This is a genomic window from Streptomonospora litoralis (genome assembly GCF_004323735.1).
Taxonomy (GTDB): Bacteria; Actinomycetota; Actinomycetes; order Streptosporangiales; family Streptosporangiaceae; genus Streptomonospora; species Streptomonospora litoralis.
The window spans coordinates 51,202-70,893 of record NZ_CP036455.1; the positions used below are offsets into that span (position 1 = coordinate 51,202).

General features: G+C 67.4%; 13 protein-coding genes, 3 rRNA genes and 1 riboswitch. Of the genes, 11 read left to right on the forward strand and 5 right to left on the reverse strand.

Annotated elements, in window-relative coordinates; translation table 11 throughout:
• Positions 1–14: 14 nt before the first annotated feature.
• Complete coding sequence (locus EKD16_RS00190; protein WP_131096510.1) at positions 15–857, reverse strand: helix-turn-helix domain-containing protein; 843 nt, start codon at positions 855–857, stop codon at positions 15–17.
• Between the two features lie 253 nt (positions 858–1,110).
• Here EKD16_RS00190 and EKD16_RS00195 point away from each other — a divergent pair, with 253 nt between their 5' ends.
• From EKD16_RS00195 to EKD16_RS00205, 3 genes are read left to right on the forward strand one after another with little or no spacing between them, the layout of a single operon-like run.
• The gene (locus tag EKD16_RS00195; protein ID WP_131096511.1) at positions 1,111–1,449 is read left to right on the forward strand and encodes a hypothetical protein; all 339 of its coding nucleotides are present in this window, start codon (positions 1,111–1,113) and stop codon (positions 1,447–1,449) included.
• Positions 1,446–1,691 (forward strand): hypothetical protein, encoded by a 246-nt coding sequence (locus tag EKD16_RS00200; protein ID WP_131096512.1) that lies wholly within the window; start codon positions 1,446–1,448, stop codon positions 1,689–1,691. Before EKD16_RS00195 ends, EKD16_RS00200 begins: the two co-directional genes overlap by 4 nt.
• Positions 1,688–1,975 carry a hypothetical protein gene (locus EKD16_RS00205; protein ID WP_131096513.1) on the forward strand — a complete coding sequence of 96 codons (288 nt, stop codon included), beginning with the start codon at positions 1,688–1,690 and terminating at the stop codon, positions 1,973–1,975. The genes EKD16_RS00200 and EKD16_RS00205 overlap by 4 nt, the downstream gene beginning before the upstream one ends.
• Positions 1,976–2,021: 46 nt before the next feature.
• Here the strand turns inward: EKD16_RS00205 and EKD16_RS00210 are convergent, their stop codons facing one another.
• Positions 2,022–2,693, reverse strand: coding sequence for a TetR/AcrR family transcriptional regulator (locus EKD16_RS00210; protein WP_131096514.1), 672 nt, complete (start codon positions 2,691–2,693; stop codon positions 2,022–2,024).
• A 170-nt stretch (positions 2,694–2,863) separates the two neighbouring features.
• Here EKD16_RS00210 and EKD16_RS00215 point away from each other — a divergent pair, with 170 nt between their 5' ends.
• The 4 genes from EKD16_RS00215 to EKD16_RS00230 all read left to right on the forward strand — a co-directional run bounded on the left by EKD16_RS00215 (position 2,864) and on the right by EKD16_RS00230 (position 9,234).
• Complete coding sequence (locus tag EKD16_RS00215; RefSeq protein ID WP_165498459.1) at positions 2,864–4,156, forward strand: alkyl sulfatase dimerization domain-containing protein; 1,293 nt, start codon at positions 2,864–2,866, stop codon at positions 4,154–4,156.
• A gap of 87 nt (positions 4,157–4,243) precedes the next feature.
• Positions 4,244–5,680, forward strand: coding sequence for an MFS transporter (locus EKD16_RS00220; RefSeq protein WP_131096516.1), 1,437 nt, complete (start codon positions 4,244–4,246; stop codon positions 5,678–5,680).
• Between the two features lie 225 nt (positions 5,681–5,905).
• Positions 5,906–7,519, forward strand: a complete 1,614-nt coding sequence (locus EKD16_RS00225; RefSeq protein ID WP_131096517.1) for an ABC-F family ATP-binding cassette domain-containing protein — start codon at positions 5,906–5,908, stop codon at positions 7,517–7,519.
• A gap of 344 nt (positions 7,520–7,863) precedes the next feature.
• On the forward strand, positions 7,864–9,234 hold the full coding sequence (locus tag EKD16_RS00230; protein WP_131096518.1) for a cellulase family glycosylhydrolase: 1,371 nt from the start codon (positions 7,864–7,866) through the stop codon (positions 9,232–9,234).
• A gap of 201 nt (positions 9,235–9,435) precedes the next feature.
• Here the strand turns inward: EKD16_RS00230 and wrbA are convergent, their stop codons facing one another.
• Positions 9,436–10,053 (reverse strand): NAD(P)H:quinone oxidoreductase, encoded by a 618-nt coding sequence (gene wrbA / locus EKD16_RS00235; protein WP_131096519.1) that lies wholly within the window; start codon positions 10,051–10,053, stop codon positions 9,436–9,438.
• A gap of 732 nt (positions 10,054–10,785) precedes the next feature.
• Here wrbA and EKD16_RS00240 point away from each other — a divergent pair.
• The 3 genes from EKD16_RS00240 (at position 10,786) to rrf (ending at position 16,087) form a co-directional block, all read left to right on the forward strand.
• Positions 10,786–12,321, forward strand: a 16S ribosomal RNA gene (locus EKD16_RS00240).
• 441 nt (positions 12,322–12,762) lie between these two features.
• A 23S ribosomal RNA gene (locus EKD16_RS00245) occupies positions 12,763–15,855 on the forward strand.
• A 114-nt stretch (positions 15,856–15,969) separates the two neighbouring features.
• A 5S ribosomal RNA gene (gene rrf, locus EKD16_RS00250) occupies positions 15,970–16,087 on the forward strand.
• Together the 16S, 23S and 5S rRNA genes form the textbook arrangement of a ribosomal RNA operon.
• Positions 16,088–16,197: 110 nt before the next feature.
• Here the strand turns inward: rrf and EKD16_RS00255 are convergent.
• Positions 16,198–17,007, reverse strand: a complete 810-nt coding sequence (locus tag EKD16_RS00255) for an SDR family oxidoreductase (RefSeq protein WP_131096520.1) — start codon at positions 17,005–17,007, stop codon at positions 16,198–16,200.
• A gap of 262 nt (positions 17,008–17,269) precedes the next feature.
• On the opposite strand from EKD16_RS00255, the gene EKD16_RS00260 reads away from it, so the two are divergent.
• Entirely contained in the window at positions 17,270–18,406 is a 1,137-nt protein-coding gene (locus EKD16_RS00260; protein WP_131096521.1) for a winged helix DNA-binding domain-containing protein, read from the forward strand.
• Between the two features lie 753 nt (positions 18,407–19,159).
• Here the strand turns inward: EKD16_RS00260 and EKD16_RS00265 are convergent.
• Positions 19,160–19,468: a hypothetical protein gene (locus tag EKD16_RS00265; protein ID WP_131096522.1), complete on the reverse strand. Its 309-nt coding sequence runs from the start codon at positions 19,466–19,468 to the stop codon at positions 19,160–19,162.
• A gap of 150 nt (positions 19,469–19,618) precedes the next feature.
• Positions 19,619–19,686: riboswitch (guanidine-III (ykkC-III) riboswitch) on the forward strand.
• The last annotated feature ends 6 nt before the right edge of the window (positions 19,687–19,692 follow it).

The following is a 19,692-nucleotide window of genomic DNA, read 5'->3' on the forward strand; positions in this document are numbered from 1 at the left end:
GGGGCTCCCTCAGCTCAGGTCAGTAGGTCCTCAAGGAACCGACGCGAGTCTTCCACGCTCATCGCCGCAGCGTGCACGTGGTCGTAGATCATTTCGCAGCGCTCGATCTCGCGTGCTTCCTCGTAGAACACGGAGGCCAGGATGTCTTCTCGGTATACCACCGATGGGTCCTCGGGAAAGTCCAGGATGACGAAGCTTCCGCTCACGGCCGCGTGCAGTCCCGCCGAGTGCGGCAGGACCTGCACACCGAACTCCGCTCGCTGAATCTGAAGCAGGTGCCGCACCTGCTCGTCGCGTACCTCAGCGGGGATTTTCTCGAGTGCTGCCTCGTCGACGATCGCCCAGATGCGGGGCGGATCCGCCTGGGTGAGGACTTGCTGGCGGACCATCCTGGCCTCGACATGCCGTTGGATCTCGTCGGCGTCGGTGATGCCCGCAGCCTCCATGGTCGCGTGGGCGTAGCCGGCGGTTTGCAGCAGGCCGGGAACAACCAGCGCCTGGTAGGTGCGGATACGCGACGCTTCGAACTCCAGGCCGACGTAGGCGCCCTTGCCGAGGACATCGGAGTAGCCGACCCACCAGCCGCGTTGCCGCGCCTGCCGCGCGAGAGTGATGTACGCCTGGCGCTGCTCGGGGTCGTTCACCTCGTAGACGTCCAGCAGCACCTCGACGTCACGTGGGTTGGGCCTGGTCCACTCGTTGTTCTCTATCCGCGTGAGCTTCCCCCGCGACCACCGGCCGACGCCTGACTCCTTCGCCTTCGTCGTGGCGTACTCGGCGGTGTACCCCTTCGCTTCCCGCAGTTCGCGTAGGTGTCGGGACAGGCGCCTGCGTCGCAGGGGCGGGCTGTTGGCCATCTCGGGGGCGCTCCTCGCTGGTGAGTCGCTGACCTCATCCGATCCTATGGCCCTCTTGCTTGATTTGGACAAATCGGTAATCCGTTCACCTTCTAATGTGTCGAACACCTTTGAGTAGTGCTGTCCAATACAACTCGTGTGATCAATTTAAAGTGTGCATTGAATTTTGCTTACTCTGAGCGACCATGGATGCACCTGAAGATCCCGCCGGACCTCCCATCCGGCCCGACCCCGAGGGGTTGACATGCGCCTTGTGCTGCTCTTGCTCTCCTGGTTCGTCCGATGGCGCCCTGTCGCGCCCCCGGCCCCGTATGCCGGTCGGCGCCGCGCGGGTCGGCACCGCGCCGAGCGGCCCTCCCGGGTCCGGCCCTACGTCCTGCGGGCCGCTCCGGCGCCCGCCGTCAGCGCCGCGTCGGTCGTGACCGCCGATCCCGGTCCCGTCGCCTCCGTCGCCCTCGCCGATCCACTCCCAGCCGGAGACGGGCTCGACGACGTCCGGGACGCGCTGCGCGGGCCGGTGCGGCGCCTTCTCGCCGCTCGCCCCGATCTCGCGAGGACGCCCGGCGACCTGCTCGCGGGGGTGGGACGGTGAACCGGGCGGCCTGCGCGCTCACGGTCCGCGGCTACACGCCCCCGCCGCCCCCGCGCGGCGACTACGAGCGGGTCGTGGAACTCACCCTGGAACACCGGGAGTGGGACATCGCCTACGACGCCGACAACGACGGCCGGATCCTCTTCCAGGCCGTCCACGCCGCGGCCGGTGTCGCCGTCGCCGCCCGTGACGTGCGCCTGCTCGCCGCGCTGTTGCGCACCGCCGAAGAGGCCCTGCGGTGACCGCCGTCTACCGCTATCTCGGCGGCGGGTGGGGCGAAGTCGAACCGCCCGGCGGTGTCGCCGACGAGTTCGACGGCGCCTGGGACGTCCACTGCTATCGGTGGGTCGGCAGCGAGTACTGGGTCGTGCGCCGCCGCGAGCCTCTGCCCTCTGATGCCGCCGAGTACGGCCTGCGCCGCGAATACCGGGGATGGTCGGGCTCGGAGCGGATACGCGAATGGTTCGGTGCCCAGGATGCGGCGTGGGAACGGCGGGCGGCCGCGCAGCACCGCCCCGGGGCCTGAACCCCAGCCTGACGGCACACCCGCACGAGCCGCGGCGCCATCGCACCTACGCGGTGGCGCCGCCGCGCTCCTCCGCGGCCGGTGCCACCGCCCGGCACGGCGCCGTCAGCAGCCCTTCGGCGGCGTCGACCAGGTCCAGCGCCCACGGTTGCGGGGTGCCGTGCTCCGCGGTGGCGCCGCGCTCCTCCATGTCCGCCGAAGTGGTGACGACCAGGGTGCGCAGCATGCGCAGGCGGTTGCGCAGCACCTCGGGCGGCAGCGTGCCCTCCATCAGGGTCGAGATGGCCTCCCAGACGTCGTTCAGCCCCTCTGTCTGGGCCCAGTCGAACCGGTAGACGCGGCGCCTGCTGTCGGGATCGGCGGTGAGCTGGGCGAAAAAGCGCGCGTAGTGGCCGCCTTCGACGATGTGCGCGGCCAGCGGGAAGACCAGCGCCTCCAGCAGCGCACGCAGCCGGTCCGCGCGCGGGTTCGCCTCCAGGTCGGCCAGCATGCGCCGGCGCTGGGCGTTGATGTCGCGCATCCGGTACTCGAATATCGCGCGGACCAGTTCCGACTTGTCGCCGAAGTAGTAGTGCGCGGCCGAGGTGTTGCGCTGCCCGGCGGCGGCGCCCACCTCGCGCAGCGAGACACCGGAGATGCCGCCTACGGCGAACAGCCGCTCGGCGGTCTCGATGAGGCGGTCCCGCGTGGACGGCCCGGATGTCTTGGCGCGCGCCATGGCCACCTCGCGTGTGGATCGGACGGGGGTGCGGTGCTGCGGCAACACTCTACAGCCGACCCTTGCCGGATTAAAGCAGACGCTTTAATGTGGCATCCGCCATGCCTAACCGAACGGCGTTAGGAGAGTTGGTGCAGGACAGAGCGCCCCATACGAGGAACAGGACACCGATGCCGACGATCCGCGAACTCGCCGAGCAGGCATGGAACAAGTCGCACGGCTTCACGGCCGAGTTCAACCCCGTGGAGGTCCGCCGCGACCGCAGCGAAGAGCTGGACCCGCGCATCCTGATGTTCTACGGCCTGGCCAACGTCTACGCCGTCGACACCGGCGACGGCCTGGTGATGCTGGACGCCGGACACCACATCGACTCCGCGAACCTGCACTCCCACGTGCGCGAGTGGCGCCCCGACACCCCGCTGCACGCCGCGGTCTACTCCCACCACCACGTCGACCACGTCTTCGGCGTCTCCCCCTTCGACGCCGAGGCCGGCGAGTCCGGCCGCCCCGCGCCGGTCGTCTACGCCCACGACGCCGTACCCGGCCACTTCGACCGCTACCGGACGACCGTCGGCTACAACACCGCGATCAACCGCCGCCAGTTCGCCGTGGACGTGCCCGGGTTCCGCTGGCCCGACCGCTTCCGCTACCCCGACGTCACCTTCGCCGACCGCTGCACCTTCCACCGCGGCGGCCTCACCTTCGAGATGCACCACGCCCGCGGCGAGACCGACGACGCCGTGTGGACCCACATCCCCGAACTCCGCGCGGTGCACACCGGCGACCTGTTCATCTGGGCCTCCCCCAACGCCGGCAACCCGCAGAAGGTGCAGCGCTACGCCGGCGAATGGGCCCGCGCGCTGCGCGAGATCGCCTCGCTGGGCGCCGAACTGCTGCTCCCCGGCCACGGCTTCCCCGTCTACGGCGCCGAACGGGTGCGCCGCGCCTGCGGCGAGACCGCCGACCTGCTGGAGTCCCTGGAATCCCAGACGCTGGCGCTGATGGAGCAGGGCCTGCCGCTGGACGCGGTCATCCACGGCGTCCAAGTGCCCGAGCACCTGGCCGACCGGCCCTACCTGCGCCCCATCTACGACCACCCGCAGTTCGTCGTGCGCAACGTCTGGCGCCGCTTCGGCGGATGGTACGAAGGCGAGCCCGACCAGCTGCTCCCCGCTCCGCTCGACGAGCAGGCGCGGGAGTGGATCGCGCTGGCCGGCGGCGTGCAGGCGGTCGTCGACCGCGCCCTCGCCGTCCACGACGGCGGCGACTCCCGGCTGGCCTGCCACCTCATCGAGAAGGCCGTACGCGCCGAGCCCGAGAACGCCGGCGTGCACGAGGCGCGCGCCCGCATCTACGCGGAGCGCGCCGCCGCCGAGTCGTCGCTCATGGTGCGCAACATCCTCGGCCACGCGGCCGGCGCCAGCCGCGAGGGCAAGCGCGACCTCGCCTCCTTCGCGGACTGACCGGCGCAGCCGGCTCGGCGAGCACCGCGAGTACCGCGCCGCAGCACACCCCCGCCCCTACGCCCACGAGTGAGAGGTGCCGCCGCCATGGCACTACGCACGGCCGCCCAGGTCGGCGACCGGCAGTTCACCCCCGGCTCCCCGCGAGCCTGGACCATCGTCGCGATGCTCGTGGTCCTGATGGCGCTGAACTACGCCGACAAGCTGGCCTTCGGCCTCGCCGCCACCCCCATCATCGACGAGTTCGGCCTGACCCTCGACGAGTTCGGGCTCGCCGGAAGCGCCTTCTACCTGCCGTTCTTCATCACCACACTGATCGTCGGGTTCGCCGCCGACCGCGTCGGCAGCACCCGGCCCCTGGGCGCCATCGCCGTGCTGTGGGGCGTCGCCCAGCTCTCCATGGTCGCCGCGACCGGGCTCGGCGTGATCCTCTTCTCCCGCCTCCTGCTCGGCGCCTCGGAGGGCCCCACTTACGGACTGGTCAACCACTCGGCGTTCTCCTGGCTCAAGGAGAGCGATCGAAACCTGGCCAGCTCGCTGCTGTCGGCCGGCGGCTCGATCGGCGTGATGATCGGCGCACCGGTGCTGACCTGGCTCATCGTCGACCACGGCTGGCGCTCGGCGTTCCTCTACACCGGGTTGGCCAGCATCGCCTGGTGCCTGGCCTGGTTCTTCATCGGCCGCGAAGGCCCGCTGAGCAACCGGGCACCCGCCGCCAGCCGGGCTACCGACGAAGCGCCCGACACCGCCGAGACCGGTGCGGAAGGCGCGGAGGAGGCCGCGGCCGGGACCGGGAGCGGTGCCGCGGCCCCCGCCGGGCCGGACGCGTCCGCCGCCGCACCCGCGCACCGCATCCCCTCGATCCTGCGCATCATCGCCACACCGACGTTCCTCGCGGTCTCACTGGCCGCGTTCGCCGGCAACTGGGCGATCGCCGTCAACCTGAACTTCAAGCCGCTCTACGCCGAGCACGTGCTGAACATGACCGAGCAGCAGATCAGCGTGTTCATCGTGGTCGGCCAGCTGTTCATCACCGCCGCCGTCTACATCGGCCTGGGCACCCTGATGAAGAGCCTGATGGGCCGCGGCTACTCCGGGCGCGTCTCACGCGGCGTCCTCGGCGGGGTCTGCGTCGTCGCCGCCGGCGTCGCCTTCATCGGCTTCGTCTACGCGCCCGGCCTCTACCCGCGGCTCGCGTGCAGCGTCATCGGCGGCATCGGCCTGATCGCCTTCCCCGTCGGCAGCACCGTCATCGCCCAGATGGCACCCGTCGAGCGCCGCGCCGGCGCACTGGGCACGTACGCGGCGATCTACGGGCTCGCGGGCGTCATCGCGCCCTGGTTCACCGGCCTCGTCGCCGAACAGGCCGAAACCCAGGCGGCGGGGCTCGACAACGCGTTCATCTTCTGGGGAGCTCTCACCATCGTGTGCGGTGTCGTCGCACTCGTCTTCACACGCCCCGAGCGCGACGGCCGCCGCCTCGCGGCCGCCGCAGGCGGTGGCGGGCCCGCGAAGAGCCGGTAGGCGCGCCGGGTCGGCGCGGGCGCACCGGCGCCGGCGAGCAGGGGCGGGTCCACAGCACGCGGAAATCCGTTGCGCCGCGGATCCGCCCCTTGCCATGCTGATCATCACCGGCCGAGCGTGCGGCGCCCGGCGACCCGACACCACGGAGGCACCCTTCCCGATGCGCATGACCAGCGGAACCGCCAGCGTCCTGCTCGTTCCGTCGGCTCACCGCCGGGAGGTCTCGTGTCCCACTCCGTCGTCTACTCCGATCTCAACTTCGAATGGCCCGACGGCACCGCCGTCTTCTCGGGCCTGAACACCGCCTTCGACAGCGGCCGCACCGGCCTGATCGGCCTCAACGGCTCCGGCAAATCCACCCTGCTGAAACTCGCCATCGGCCGGCTCATCCCGACATCGGGCAGCGTCCGGGTGGAGGGCGATCTCGACTACCTCGACCAGACCCTCACCCTCGACACCGGTCGGACCGTCGCCGACCTCCTCGGAATCGCCCGCACCCGCGCGGCGCTGCGCGCCATCGAGGGCGGCGATCCCGCCGAGGACAACTTCGCCGCCGTCGGCGACGACTGGGATATCGAGGAGCGTGCGGCCGCCCAGCTCGAACGGTTCGGCGTCTCGCTGGCCGGCGACGCCCCGCTCGACCGCGCCGTCGGCACACTCTCCGGCGGCGAAGCTGTGCTCACCGCACTGGCCGGGCTCATCCTGCGCCGTCCCGCCGTCACCCTGCTCGACGAGCCGACCAACAACCTCGACCGCCGCGCCCGCGCTCTGCTCTACGAGGCCGTCGACGCCTGGCGCGGCGTGCTCGTCATCGTCAGCCACGACCGCGAACTGCTGGAACGCGTCGACCGCATCGCCGAACTGCGTGAGGGCCGCATCCGCACCTGGGGCGGCAACTACTCCGCCTACACCGAACAACTCGCCGCCGAGCAGGAATCGGCCCAGCGGGCGGTACGCGCCGCCGAGTCCGACGTCCGGCGGGAGAAGCGCCAGCTCGCCGAAGCGCAGACCAAAATCGACCGCCGGGCGCGCTACGGGCGGAAGATGAACGAGTCCAAGAGCCAACCCAAGATCGTCATGAACCAGCGCAAGCGCGACGCCCAGGCGTCCGCGGGCAAGCACCGCATCATGCAGTCGGCCAAAGTGGACGACGCCGAGCAGGCGCTGGCCGAGTCCGAATCCGCCGTGCGCGACGACGAGCGCATCCGCATCCGGTTGCCCCACACCGCCGTCCCCGCGGGGCGCACCGTGCTGGAACTGGACGGCCCCGACGGCCGCATCCACGTGCAGGGCCCCGAGCGGATCGCACTGACCGGCGACAACGGATCGGGAAAGACCACCCTGCTGCGCGCCGCAGCCGAATCGGCACCCCACCCGGTGGTGTCGGTGGCCCGCTCCGTCGACCGCGTCGGCTACCTCCCGCAGCGCCTGGACGTCCTCGACGACTCGATGAGCGTGCTGGACAACGTCCGCGCCGCCGCGCCCGCTGCCACACCCCATCTGGTCCGCGCCAACCTCGCCCGCTTCCTCATCCGCGGCGACCGGGTCGAGGACCCGGCCGGGGTGCTGTCGGGCGGCGAGCGGTTCCGCGTCTCCCTGGCGTGCCTGCTGCTGGCCGATCCGCCGCCCCAGCTGCTCGTCCTGGACGAGCCGACCAACAACCTCGACCTGCACAGCGTCGAGCGGCTCACCGAGGCGCTGAACGCGTACCGGGGAGCGCTCATCGTCGCCGCGCATGACACCGCCTTCCTCGGCGACATCGGCATCACCCGGTGGTGGCACCTGGAGAGCGGGGGCGCCCCGGTCGAGGCCGACCCGCCCGCCGCGGCCGACGGCTGAGGAGCCGCTGCGGGCAGGCAAGCCGGGTGCGGCCGGGGTTCCGCACCCGCGTCGAGAAGGTCGACAGCTCGCCGTGTCGCCGTGTCGCCGTGTCGCCATGTCGGGAAATCGCCGAAGCCCCGAATCGACCGCATACCCGCCGGACCGGCTGCCGGGGAGGTTCCGTAATCAGGTGCGATGAGGTGATCACTCCATGTCGATGGAATGTTACTTAGACAGTTGAATGAACTAAGTCACATCGCCTATAGTTGCGATGGCGCAACAGGGGGAAGCCGTCCGGCCGGCCGGTCCGTACACAGGTTCCGGGTCATTGACCCGCGACGACGTCCACCTTGGGAACACACATGCGAACACGCCTCGCCCTGGCCGCATCCGCGGCCCTCACCCTCCTCCTATCCCTCATCCTCGCGGTCCAGCCGGCCAGCGCCGAGACCGGCTTCCACATCGAGAACGGCCGCCTCGTCGACGCCAACGGCAACCCGTTCGTCATGCGCGGCGTCAACCACCCGCACTCCTGGTTCACCGGCGAGACCGAATCCTTCGGCGAAATCGCCTCGCTGGGTGCGAACGCGGTGCGTGTGGTGCTCAGCAACGGTGTCCGCTGGGACCGCAACGACGCCGCCGACGTCGCCAACGTCATCAGCGAGTGCAAGGAGAACCAGCTCGTCTGCGTGCTGGAGGTGCACGACACCACCGGCTACGGCGAGCAGAGTGGAGCCTCCACCCTGGACCAGGCAGTGGACTACTGGATCGACATCCAGAGTGCGCTCGAAGGCGAGGAGGCCTACACCATCCTCAACATCGGCAACGAGCCCTACGGCAACGAGGGTTACGAGAGCTGGGCGCCCGACACCACCGACGCCGTGAACAGGCTGCGTGACGCCGGCTTCGAGCACACGATCATGGTCGACGCCCCCAACTGGGGCCAGGACTGGACCAACACCATGCGCGACAACGCGGCGCAGGTGTTCGAGAGCGACCCGGACCGCAACCTGCTCTTCGACATCCACATGTACGGGGTCTACGAGCAGGCTTCGAGGATCCAGGACTACCTCGGCTACTACGTCGGCAACGGCCTGCCCATCGCCGTCGGCGAGTTCGGCCACAACCACAGCGACGGCGACCCCGACGAGGACGCCATTCTGGCTACGGCCGAGCGGCTCGACATCGGGTACATGGGCTGGTCGTACAGCGGCAACAGCGGCGGCGTCGACTACCTCGACATGACGAACAACTTCAACCCCGACAGCCTGACCTCCTGGGGCGAGCGCCTGTTCAACGGGGCGAACGGCATCGTCGCCACGGCCGAGACCGCCACGGTCTACGACGGCGGCGTGGACCCCACCCCTACTCCCACCCCCACGCCGACTCCCACGCCCACCCCGAGCCCGACCGACGACCCTTCGCCCGAGCCCGGTGACGGGTGCACGGCCGTCTACGAGGTCCAGAACGAGTGGTCCAACGGCTTCGTGGCCCAGGTCGAAGTCACCGCCGAGGAGGACATCGAAGGCTGGGAGGTCGCCTGGACCTATGCCGACGGCCAGAGTGTCGGCAACGCCTGGAACACCGACCTCACCATGAGCGGCTCCAGCGTGACCGCAGGGAACGTCGCCTACAACGGCAGTCTGTCCGCGGGGCAGAGCGCGGCGTTCGGGCTGCAGGGCTCCTTCAGCGGGACCAACTCCGTCCCGGACCTCACCTGCTCCGCGAGCTAGCGGAGCCCGAGTCGGGGGATTCCGAACTGGTGAAACCCGAGCCATCGGAACCGGCACGGGTCCGTCCTGACGTCCGGCGGCGGCCCTCCAGCTTTCGGGAGCGCTCCCAAGCCCGAAGCTGAGACCGTCGCCGGGCCTGATTGCAGGCGCCGCATCCGGCTCCCCGGCCGGATGCGGCGCCTTTCGGACGGAGAAGCCGACTCAGGCGGCGCGGCCGGCCTTCAGGTCGCGGGCGACGCCGACCACGCGCCGCACCTGGATCTGCGCCGCGGTGCGCGTCGTGTCGTCGACAGGGCTGTCGCCCTGCGCGTCCACGTGCGAGGTGCCGTAGGGGTTGCCGTCGGCGAACTTGCTCGGGTCGGTGTAGCCGGGGGGAACGATGATCCCGCCGAAGTGGTAGAAGGTGTTCGACAGCGCCAGCAGGGTCGACTCCTGGCCGCCGTGCAGGGTGGCCGTGGAGGTGAATCCGCTGTAGACCTTGTCGATGAGCTGGCCCTGCTGCCACTGCGGGCCGAGCTGGTCGATGAACTGCTTGAGCTGCGAGGTGACGTTGCCGTACCGGGTCGGCGAGCCGAAGACGACGGCGTCCGCCCACACGACGTCGTCCGGCGTGGCCTCGGCGACGTCCTTGGTGGCCTCGACGTTGGCGGCCCAGGCCGGGTTCGCCTCGATCGCCGCGGCGGGGGCCAGCTCGGCGACCTTGCGCAGGCGGACCTCGGCGCCCTCCTTCTCCGCCGTCTCCTGCATCTCGCGGGCGATGGTGTAGCCCGTTCCGGTGGAGGAGTAGTAGATGATGCTCAGCTTCACGGCTTCACTCATGGCGACCTCCGGCCAATACGTGCATGGTTACTTTCCTAGCAAGATAATGCTTTCGTATTGAACGCGCGAGCGCGCAGGTCTTGTTGTGGTGCGGCCCACGCCGTGGAGGGCGGTGCGAGTGGCCTACATCACCTGCGGGTCGAGTTGGCCTAAGCCGAGGGCGCGGCTATAGTGGATCGGGTCGCCTGATGGAGCGCCGAGTCACGGTGCATCTCGGGCGGCGGTCTTCCGTGGTCGCAGCGAACACCTCAAGGTGGGCGTGACCGTATCCCTATCCGGTGCTCCGTCGAGTGCAGTCGGTATTCGAAGCGGCCGTATCAGGTCTTTTCGTCGGCACTGCGCGCGAAAGCACCGAATCGGGAGTAGGAAATTCGCCGGCTTCACCGATTTGGTGGGTTTGCGGGGGTCCTGCTAACGTGAAGGCATAACAAAGAGCGGATCGGCGCTTGGCCCGGTGGTTTCCGGGAAAGGCGCGGGGTCCGCGGGGAGATGCCGTCTCTTGGGAAGAGCCTGTGCGGGTCCGCTGGTTGCGGGTCGGGGCTTGTGCCGGATGAGCGGTTGTTTCTTGAGAACTCAACAGCGCGTGTTTGTTTTTATGTGCCATGTTTGTTTTGGCCCCGTGGAGCCGGCCTGCCTGTGCGGTGGGTGGCGGTTCCGGGGTTCCTTTGATGGGCCCGGGGTTCCCATCCCGTGTTCGGGGTGGTTTTCCGGGTCGTGTCAGGGTTCGAACCTTTGATGGAGAGTTTGATCCTGGCTCAGGACGAACGCTGGCGGCGTGCTTAACACATGCAAGTCGAGCGGTAAGGCCCTTCGGGGTACACGAGCGGCGAACGGGTGAGTAACACGTGAGCAACCTGCCCCCGACTCGGGGATAAGCCGGGGAAACCCGGTCTAATACCCGATAGGACGCCTCATCGCATGGTGGGGTGTGGAAAGGTGTTTTCCGGTCGGGGAGGGGCTCGCGGCCTATCAGCTTGTTGGTGGGGTGATGGCCTACCAAGGCGATTACGGGTAGCCGGCCTGAGAGGGCGACCGGCCACACTGGGACTGAGACACGGCCCAGACTCCTGCGGGAGGCAGCAGTGGGGAATCTTGCGCAATGGGCGGAAGCCTGACGCAGCGACGCCGCGTGGGGGATGACGGCCTTCGGGTTGTAAACCTCTTTTACCACCGACGCAGGCTCCGGTTTCTGCCGGGGTTGACGGTAGGTGGGGAATAAGGACCGGCCAACTACGTGCCAGCAGCCGCGGTAATACGTAGGGTCCGAGCGTTGTCCGGAATTATTGGGCGTAAAGAGCTCGTAGGTGGTGTGTCGCGTCTGCTGTGTAAGTCCGGGGCTCAACTCCGGTTTTGCAGTGGATACGGGCATGCTCGAGGTAGGTAGGGGAGACTGGAATTCCTGGTGTAGCGGTGAAATGCGCAGATATCAGGAGGAACACCGGTGGCGAAGGCGGGTCTCTGGGCCTTACCTGACGCTGAGGAGCGAAAGCGTGGGGAGCGAACAGGATTAGATACCCTGGTAGTCCACGCTGTAAACGTTGGGCGCTAGGTGTGGGGACTTTCCACGGTTTCCGTGCCGTAGCTAACGCATTAAGCGCCCCGCCTGGGGAGTACGGCCGCAAGGCTAAAACTCAAAGGAATTGACGGGGGCCCGCACAAGCGGCGGAGCATGTTGCTTAATTCGACGCAACGCGAAGAACCTTACCAAGGTTTGACATCGCCGGTAATCCATCGGAGACGGTGGGTCCTTTTTGGGATCGGTGACAGGTGGTGCATGGCTGTCGTCAGCTCGTGTCGTGAGATGTTGGGTTAAGTCCCGCAACGAGCGCAACCCTTGTTCCATGTTGCCAGCACGTGGTGGTGGGGACTCATGGGAGACTGCCGGGGTCAACTCGGAGGAAGGTGGGGATGACGTCAAGTCATCATGCCCCTTATGTCTTGGGCTGCAAACATGCTACAATGGCCGGTACAGTGGGCGTGCGATGCCGTGAGGTGGAGCGAATCCCTAAAAGCCGGTCTCAGTTCGGATCGGGGTCTGCAACTCGACCCCGTGAAGGTGGAGTCGCTAGTAATCGCGGATCAGCAATGCCGCGGTGAATACGTTCCCGGGCCTTGTACACACCGCCCGTCACGTCATGAAAGTCGGCAACACCCGAAACTTGCGGCCTAACCCCTCTGGGGAGGGAGTGAGTGAAGGTGGGGCTGGCGATTGGGACGAAGTCGTAACAAGGTAGCCGTACCGGAAGGTGCGGCTGGATCACCTCCTTTCTAAGGAGTCTTGGTAAGCCGGTCTGTTTGTCGTGTGGCCGGCGGACTCGAAAAGTGGACCCGGCACGGTGCCGGTTCGTCTCGTCGGCGATCGCTGTGTGCGGTCGCGTGGTCGAGGGGGCCGGGTGTCGGGGTGGTGCATGGAGTGGACACGCGCTGTTGGGTGTCTGAGGGAGCAGCCGCACTGGTTGTTCTCCCCCGGGCCACCCCGGTGAAGACCCGGTGCCGTTTGGTGGTGGCCGGTCGCGGGCCCCTCTTGTGTGGGGGTGGGCTGCTGGAGAGGTTGGTCTCTTCGGTGGTGGGCGGCTGGTGCTGCGGTGCGGTGCGGTGCTGCGGGGCTGGAGGTTGTCTCCGGCTGGTGCGGTGCCGGCGGGTTGTGGCTGGGTGTGTGGCGGGTGTTTTGATTTGTGGATAGTGTGCGCGAGCATCTTGTATCTGTGGTGGCCAAGTATGAGTGGCATACGGTGGATGCCTTGGCACCAGGCGCCGATGAAGGACGTGGGAGGCCGCGATAGGCCGCGGGGAGCTGTCAACCGAGCTGTGATCCGCGGGTGTCCGAATGGGGGAACCCAGCCCGAGTCGTGTCGGGTTGCCGCCGTCTGAATGTATAGGGCGGTTGGTGGTGACGCGGGGAAGTGAAACATCTCAGTACCCGCAGGAAGAGAAGACAACAGTGATTCCCCTAGTAGTGGTGAGCGAACGGGGATGGTGGCTAAACCGCGTGCGTGGGATAGACGGCAGTCGTTGCGTGCGTGGGGTTGTGGGATGTGTCTGTCTCGGGTCTGCCGGCCCGGGGTGCGCGTGTGTTTCGCTAGCCGAAGCCGTTGGGATGCGGTACCGGAGCGGGTGAGAGTCCCGTAGGTGAAGGTGGGGCACGGCGCATGGGGCATACTCCCGAGTAGCGCGGAGCCCGAGGAATTCCGTGTGAATCCGGCAGGACCACCTGTCAAGCCTGAATACGTCCTGGTGACCGATAGTGGACGAGTACCGTGAGGGAAAGGTGAAAAGTGCCCCGGTGAGGGGTTGTGAAAGAGTACCTGAAACCGTGTGCTGTCAAGCCGTCAGAGCTTCACTTGGGTGTGGGGTGATGGCGTGCCTTTTGAAGAATGAGCCTGCGAGTCGTGGTGTGTGGCGAGGTTAACCCGGGTGGGGTAGCCGTAGCGAAAGCGAGTCTGAAGAGGGCGCATGAGTCGCATGCTGTGGACCCGAAGCGGGGTGATCTACCCATGGCCAGGGTGAAGCGGAGGTAAGACTTCGTGGAGGCCCGAACCCACCAGGGTTGAAAACCTGGGGGATGAGCTGTGGGTAGGGGTGAAAGGCCAATCAAACTCCGTGATAGCTGGTTCTCCCCGAAATGCATTTAGGTGCAGCGTTGTGTGGTGCTCCCTGGAGGTAGAGCTACTGTTTGGCTGATGGGCCTGACCGGGTTACTGACGTCAGATAAACTCCGAATGCCGGTGGAGCGAGCGCAGCAGTGAGACTGCGGGGGAGAAGCTCCGTGGTCGAGAGGGAAACAGCCCAGATCATCAGCTAAGGCCCCTAAGGGTGTGCTAAGTGGGTAAGGTTGTGGAGTTGCTGAGACAACCAGGAGGTTGGCTTAGAAGCAGCCATCCTTGAAAGAGTGCGTAATAGCTCACTGGTCAAGTGATTCTGCGCCGATAATGTAGCGGGGCTGAAGTACACCGCCGAAGCTGTGGAGCCGCACCTTGTGGTGTGGTTGGTAGGGGAGCGTCGTGCACTCCGGTGAAGCCGCCTGGTGACGGGTGGTGGAGGGTGTGCGAGTGAGAATGCAGGCATGAGTAGCGAGACCGGAGTGGGAAACTCCGGCGCCGATTGACTAAGGGTTCCTGGGGCAGGTTGATCCGCCCAGGGTGAGTCTGGACCTAAGGCGAGGCCGGCAGGCGTAGTCGATGGATGACGGGTTGATATTCCCGTACCCGTGCGCGTGCGCCCGTGTTGATAGCCCTGATGCTAACCATGCTGGTGGCTGTTTCCGCCTTCGGGCGGTTGCGGCTGTTCCGGTCTGGGGTCCGAGGGGTGTGTAGGCAAGTGATGGGGTGACGCAGTGGGGTAGCTCTACCCGGCGGTGGTTGTCCGGGGGTAAGCGTGTAGCCCGGGGTGGTGGTAAATCCCTGCCCTGTTATGTGGGTGAGGCGTGATGCCGAGCCGTTTTGGTGAAGTGAGTGATCCCGTGCTGTCGAGAAAAGCCTCTAGCGAGTGCGTGTGCGGCCAGTACCCGAAACCGACGCAGGTGGTCAGGTAGAGTATACCGAGGCGTTCGGGTGAACCGTGGTTAAGGAACTCGGCAAATTGTCCCCGTAACTTCGGGAGAAGGGGAGCCCCGTCTGGTGATGGACTGTGCGTCCGGAGCTGGGTGGGGTCGCAGATACCAGGGGGAAGCGACTGTTTATTAAAAACACAGGTCCGTGCGAAGTCGTAAGACGCTGTATACGGACTGACGCCTGCCCGGTGCTGGAACGTTAAGAGGACTGGTTAGCACTTTGGTGTGAGGCTGGGAATCTAAGCGCCAGTAAACGGCGGTGGTAACTATAACCATCCTAAGGTAGCGAAATTCCTTGTCGGGTAAGTTCCGACCTGCACGAATGGCGTAACGACTTCCCCGCTGTCTCAACCGCGGGCCCGGTGAAATTGCACTACGAGTAAAGATGCTCGTTTCGCGCAGCAGGACGGAAAGACCCCGGGACCTTCACTATAGCTTGACATTGGTGTTTGGGATGGTTTGTGTAGGATAGGTGGGAGCCGGTGATGCCGCCACGCCAGTGGTGGTGGAGGCGTTGGTGAAATACCACTCTGGCTGTTTCGGGCATCTAACTTTGGGCCGTGATCCGGTTCGGGGACAGTGTCTGGTGGGTAGTTTAACTGGGGCGGTTGCCTCCTAAAGGGTAACGGAGGCGCCCAAAGGTTCCCTCGGCCTGGTTGGCAATCAGGTGGTGAGTGTAAGTGCACAAGGGAGCTTGACTGTGAGACGGACGTGTCGAGCAGGTGCGAAAGCAGGGACTAGTGATCCGGCGCCGGCGTGTGGAAGCGGCGTCGCTCAACGGCTAAAAGGTACCCCGGGGATAACAGGCTGATCTTCCCCAAGAGTCCGTATCGACGGGATGGTTTGGCACCTCGATGTCGGCTCGTCGCATCCTGGGGCTGGAGTTGGTCCCAAGGGTTGGGCTGTTCGCCCATTAAAGCGGCACGCGAGCTGGGTTTAGAACGTCGTGAGACAGTTCGGTCCCTATCCGCTGCGCGCGTTGGAGACTTGTGGAGGGCTGTCCCTAGTACGAGAGGACCGGGACGGACGAACCGCTGGTGTGCCAGTTGTTCCGCCAGGGGCATGGCTGGTTGGCTACGTTCGGGAGAGATAACCGCTGAAAGCATCTAAGTGGGAAGCTTGCTTCGAGATGAGGTCTCCTGCCCTGTGGTGGGGGTAAGGCTGCCAGGTGATGACTGGGTTGATAGGCCGGGTGTGGAAGCCTTGTGAGGGGTGGAGCTGACCGGTACTAATAGGCCGAGGGCTTGTCCGCCACGGATGCTGGGTGTTCGCGCACACGTTCGATTGCCGTTGTCGGGCCTTTGTGGTCCGGGTGGGTGGTCGTGTCCACAGGTTTTCCCTGCCTTGTGTTGGCGGGGTGTTTGGTTTGCGGTGGTGATAGCGGGAGGGTCACACCCGGTCTCTTTCCGAACCCGGTCGTTAAGTCTCTTTGCGCCGATGGTACTGCCTCCATGGTGGGGGTGGGAGAGTAGGTTGCCGCCGCATTTCTTTTGGTGGGGGGTTCCGTTTCGGCGGAGCCCCCCATTTTTTATGCCCGGACCGGGGGCACGAGCGTGTCTCAGACCGAGAGTCGATCCTCGCCCGCAGGAGCGGTCCTATTCCTCCCGCTCCCGGTTCCTCTCCCCCGCAGTCGCCTGCAGATAGTCCTCCCACGTCTGACGCCCATCGCGATGCCCCGCGGCCAGGTTGGCCCCGCTGCGGAACGCCGAAGCGGTCTTTCCCGGGAGCGGCAGCTTCGCCAGGTTGCGCGCTCGCCGCCCGCGAATGCGCTCGTAGGACTCGGCCAGACTTTCGATCGATCGGATCTCCGGTCCTCCCATGTCGACCGCCCATCCCCGGGGCTCCTGGCGAGCCAGTTCGAGCAGGCGGTCGGCCACCTCTTCGGCGGCGACCGGTTGGAACCAGAAACCGGCCGGTACCGGAAGGAACGGCAGCGGGTCCGCCTTGCCGAAGGCCCAGTCGAGCAGTTCGTGGAACTGCGTCGTGCGCAGGATCGTCGACGGCAGCCCGGAGTCGTCGACGAGCTCTTCGACCGCGACCTTGCCCTTGTAGTAGTCCAGCGGGACGTAGTCGGCCCCGACGATGGATATGTAGACGAAGTGCCCGATCCCGGCTCGCGCGGACGCCGTCAGCAGGTTCGCTGCGGCTCGAACCTCCTCGATCGGCGAGCCCGGAGCGTGGGCGCAGTGGATCACCGTCTCCACTCCGGCGAGCGCCCGGTCCAGTCCGCGGTCGGCGGCGAGGTCGCCGGTGAACCAATGCTCGCCGTTGCCTTGCGCCGGCGCGGCCCGGCGGCTGAGGACGCGCACCTCGGCGTCGCCGTCCTCGGCCAGGCGCCGCACGATCAGGTGTCCGAGCGTGCCGGTGCCGCCTGTCACCAGTGTGGGGGTGGGGTTGTTCGCCATGGCTGTGACTCTCCTCCGACGTGCCGGTCTGCTTCGTCGTCGTTCTGCGTTGCGCACCTCTGCCCAGAGGTGTCGCGGTTCCCCCGAGCGGGGGGCCACCCCTCCCGCCTCGCCGTCGGCAGCCCTGCCCCAACGGTATGCCTACTGCCCGATCTACCCCCTGCGGTACAGGTGTGTGTCTTCACGTGCCGAGCGGGCCGATCGGGGGTGAACTCCTGGCAAGGTTGTCGTTACGTCGACAAGTCCAGGAAGGGATTCATGGATGCCAATCGCCGTGGACGACGACCGGCTTCGCGCCGCCCGGATGAATGCGCAACTGCTCATGGGGCCGCCGGCCGCCGGCGTCGTCGGAGCCGTGCGGGGCGCGGCTGCGGTGCAGGCCCAGGACGGGCGGTCGGCGCGGCTGGCGGTACGCGCGCGCACTGGGGGACTGGTGGCCGAAGACGTGCGGCGCGCGGTCGGTGAGGAGCGGTCGGTCGTGCGGACGTGGGCGATGCGCGGCACGCTGCACGTGCTGCCCGCCTCCGACGCCGGTTGGCTGGTCGACCTTCTGGGCCCGGTGTTCGTGCGGCGGTCCCGCAGGCGGCGCGTCGAGCTCGGCCTGGACGACCACGTGTGTGCGCGGGCCGAGGACGCGATCCGCGACATCCTGTCGGGAGGGACTTCCCTGACGCGGGCGCGCCTTGTGGAGGAGGTGAACAAGGCCGGTGTCCCGGTCCCCGCCTCGGGACAGGCACCCGCACACCTGGTGAGCTACGCCGCGCTGCGCGGCATCGTCTGCCGCGGTCCGGATATCGCTGCCGACGGCGGCGACGAACCGACCTACGTGCTGATGCGCGAATGGGTCGGTCCCTGGGAGTCCCGTGAAACCGACTCCGCCCTGACCAAGCTGGCGCGGCGCTACCTGTGGGGCTACGGGCCCGCGGCTCCCGAGGACTTCGCGTCGTGGTCGGGCCTGCCCGCCGCTCAGGCCCGACGCGGATGGGAGCTGGTTTCGGGAGAACTCGCGGAAGTGGCGACCGACCGCGGGCCCGCGTGGGCTCCGCGGGAGTTCGCCGAGGCGCTGCCGGGCACAGCGCCCGTCCCGTCCGTGCGCCTGGTGGGCGGATTCGACGGCTACCTGCTGGGCTACCGGGAGCGGGGTGCCGCGGTGCCGCAGCACCACGCGCACAGGATCGCGCCGGGAGGTGGGATCATCCACCCGGCCGTACTCGTCGACGGCCGCGCCGTGGCGCGGTGGCGCTGGGGGCGCGACCGCGAGACGGTAGTCGTCGAACCGTTCGAGCCCTTCTCCGCGGACCTGGTGAGTGGCTTGGAAGCCGAGGTCGCAGACGTCGGCAGGTTCTTGGGTCTTGACGCGGCGAGACTCGATCTGCGCGGTTCGGCGGAGGCGGGCTGAAGGGGCTGCGCGGGCCGGGGCGGGTCGGCGATCCCAGCACCCGTCTCACGGCACCGTGCTCGATACCGGCCGACGGAGCCGCCCGCCGTGCATCCGCGCCGACGTGTGAGGCTGGCGCACACGTTGCCCATAGACACCGCGTTGCGGGCCGCGGGCACCGTAGGCGCCCTTCCGGCGGGAAGGACGCGGGCGTGAAGGCGGTCCGGCTCGGTTCGCATCGGTTTCGAGCACACACCCGCCGAACGCGGGGCGCGAAGGCTGCCGCCCGCGTAAAAGCCCGCTATGGGGAGTGGGTAGGAGGTGCTACTCCTCTTCGGATTCGGCTCCCGCGGGGGTTTCCATCAGCTGGCGCACCAGCGCCATGAACTCTTCGTCGCTCATCGCGGCCCAGTCCACACGCTCGTTCATGGTGGGCGGATTCCCCGGATTCAAGATCAATAAGCCTGATTAGGAGCCTCCGCGGACCAATTTCGAGTAAACGTTCGGGTATCTACCTGCGCGCCGGGAGTCCGATGCGCGGTCGTAGGCATACCGGGGCCGTCGCCGCAGGTCGGGAACAGACAGCGGTTGCTGCGGCGGCCGCTTCGGACGGGCCGGTTCCGCGGCCGGTGCGGATCGCGCGCGACGCGTCGGCGGTCCACCTTCGCGGCAGGCGGTGCCGCTTCGGCCGTGCGGAGCCGCGCCGCGGACGGCACCGCCACGGGGCCTTCGGCGTCCGGCGGAGCCGGCGGGGCGACGCGGCAGGCGCCCGGATCACAGGCTGCGGTTCACCGCGCCGCGGCACTGCGGGCAGCGGCAGCGCTTGTTGTACCCGGTCAGAGTTCCGTGGGGCAGTTCGGGGTCGCGCTCGGCCGTGAGAGTGGCGTCGAGTTGCTCGCCGAACGTGGTGAGGATGCGGGCCGCGGAGAACACGCGCTGGGTGCTGACGCCGAGATCGCGCGCCGCGTCGTCGATGTGGGCACCTTTGCGCAGCTTGGCGATGAGCCGGGAGCGGGTCGGGGGCGGAAGCTCCTCTTCGGCGTTCGCGATGAGCTGCTCGGTGTCGTCGATCGGATGACTCATGGATTTCCTTCACCTGTGCACGGGTGCACTCTCCCGTCGGTCCATTTGCATCGTACGCGCTTTCGGCACCTGATCGGAGTCTCGTGCTAGCTGAACGTGACGGATGTGTCACACGGAATAGGTGATCGGCCTACAGAGTTGTCCCTAATGGGAGATGGTCGACCCGGCCGCCCCCGGACGAGGTGCGTCGTACCCGGTCAGCGACAAGACGACGCGGTTCGGGA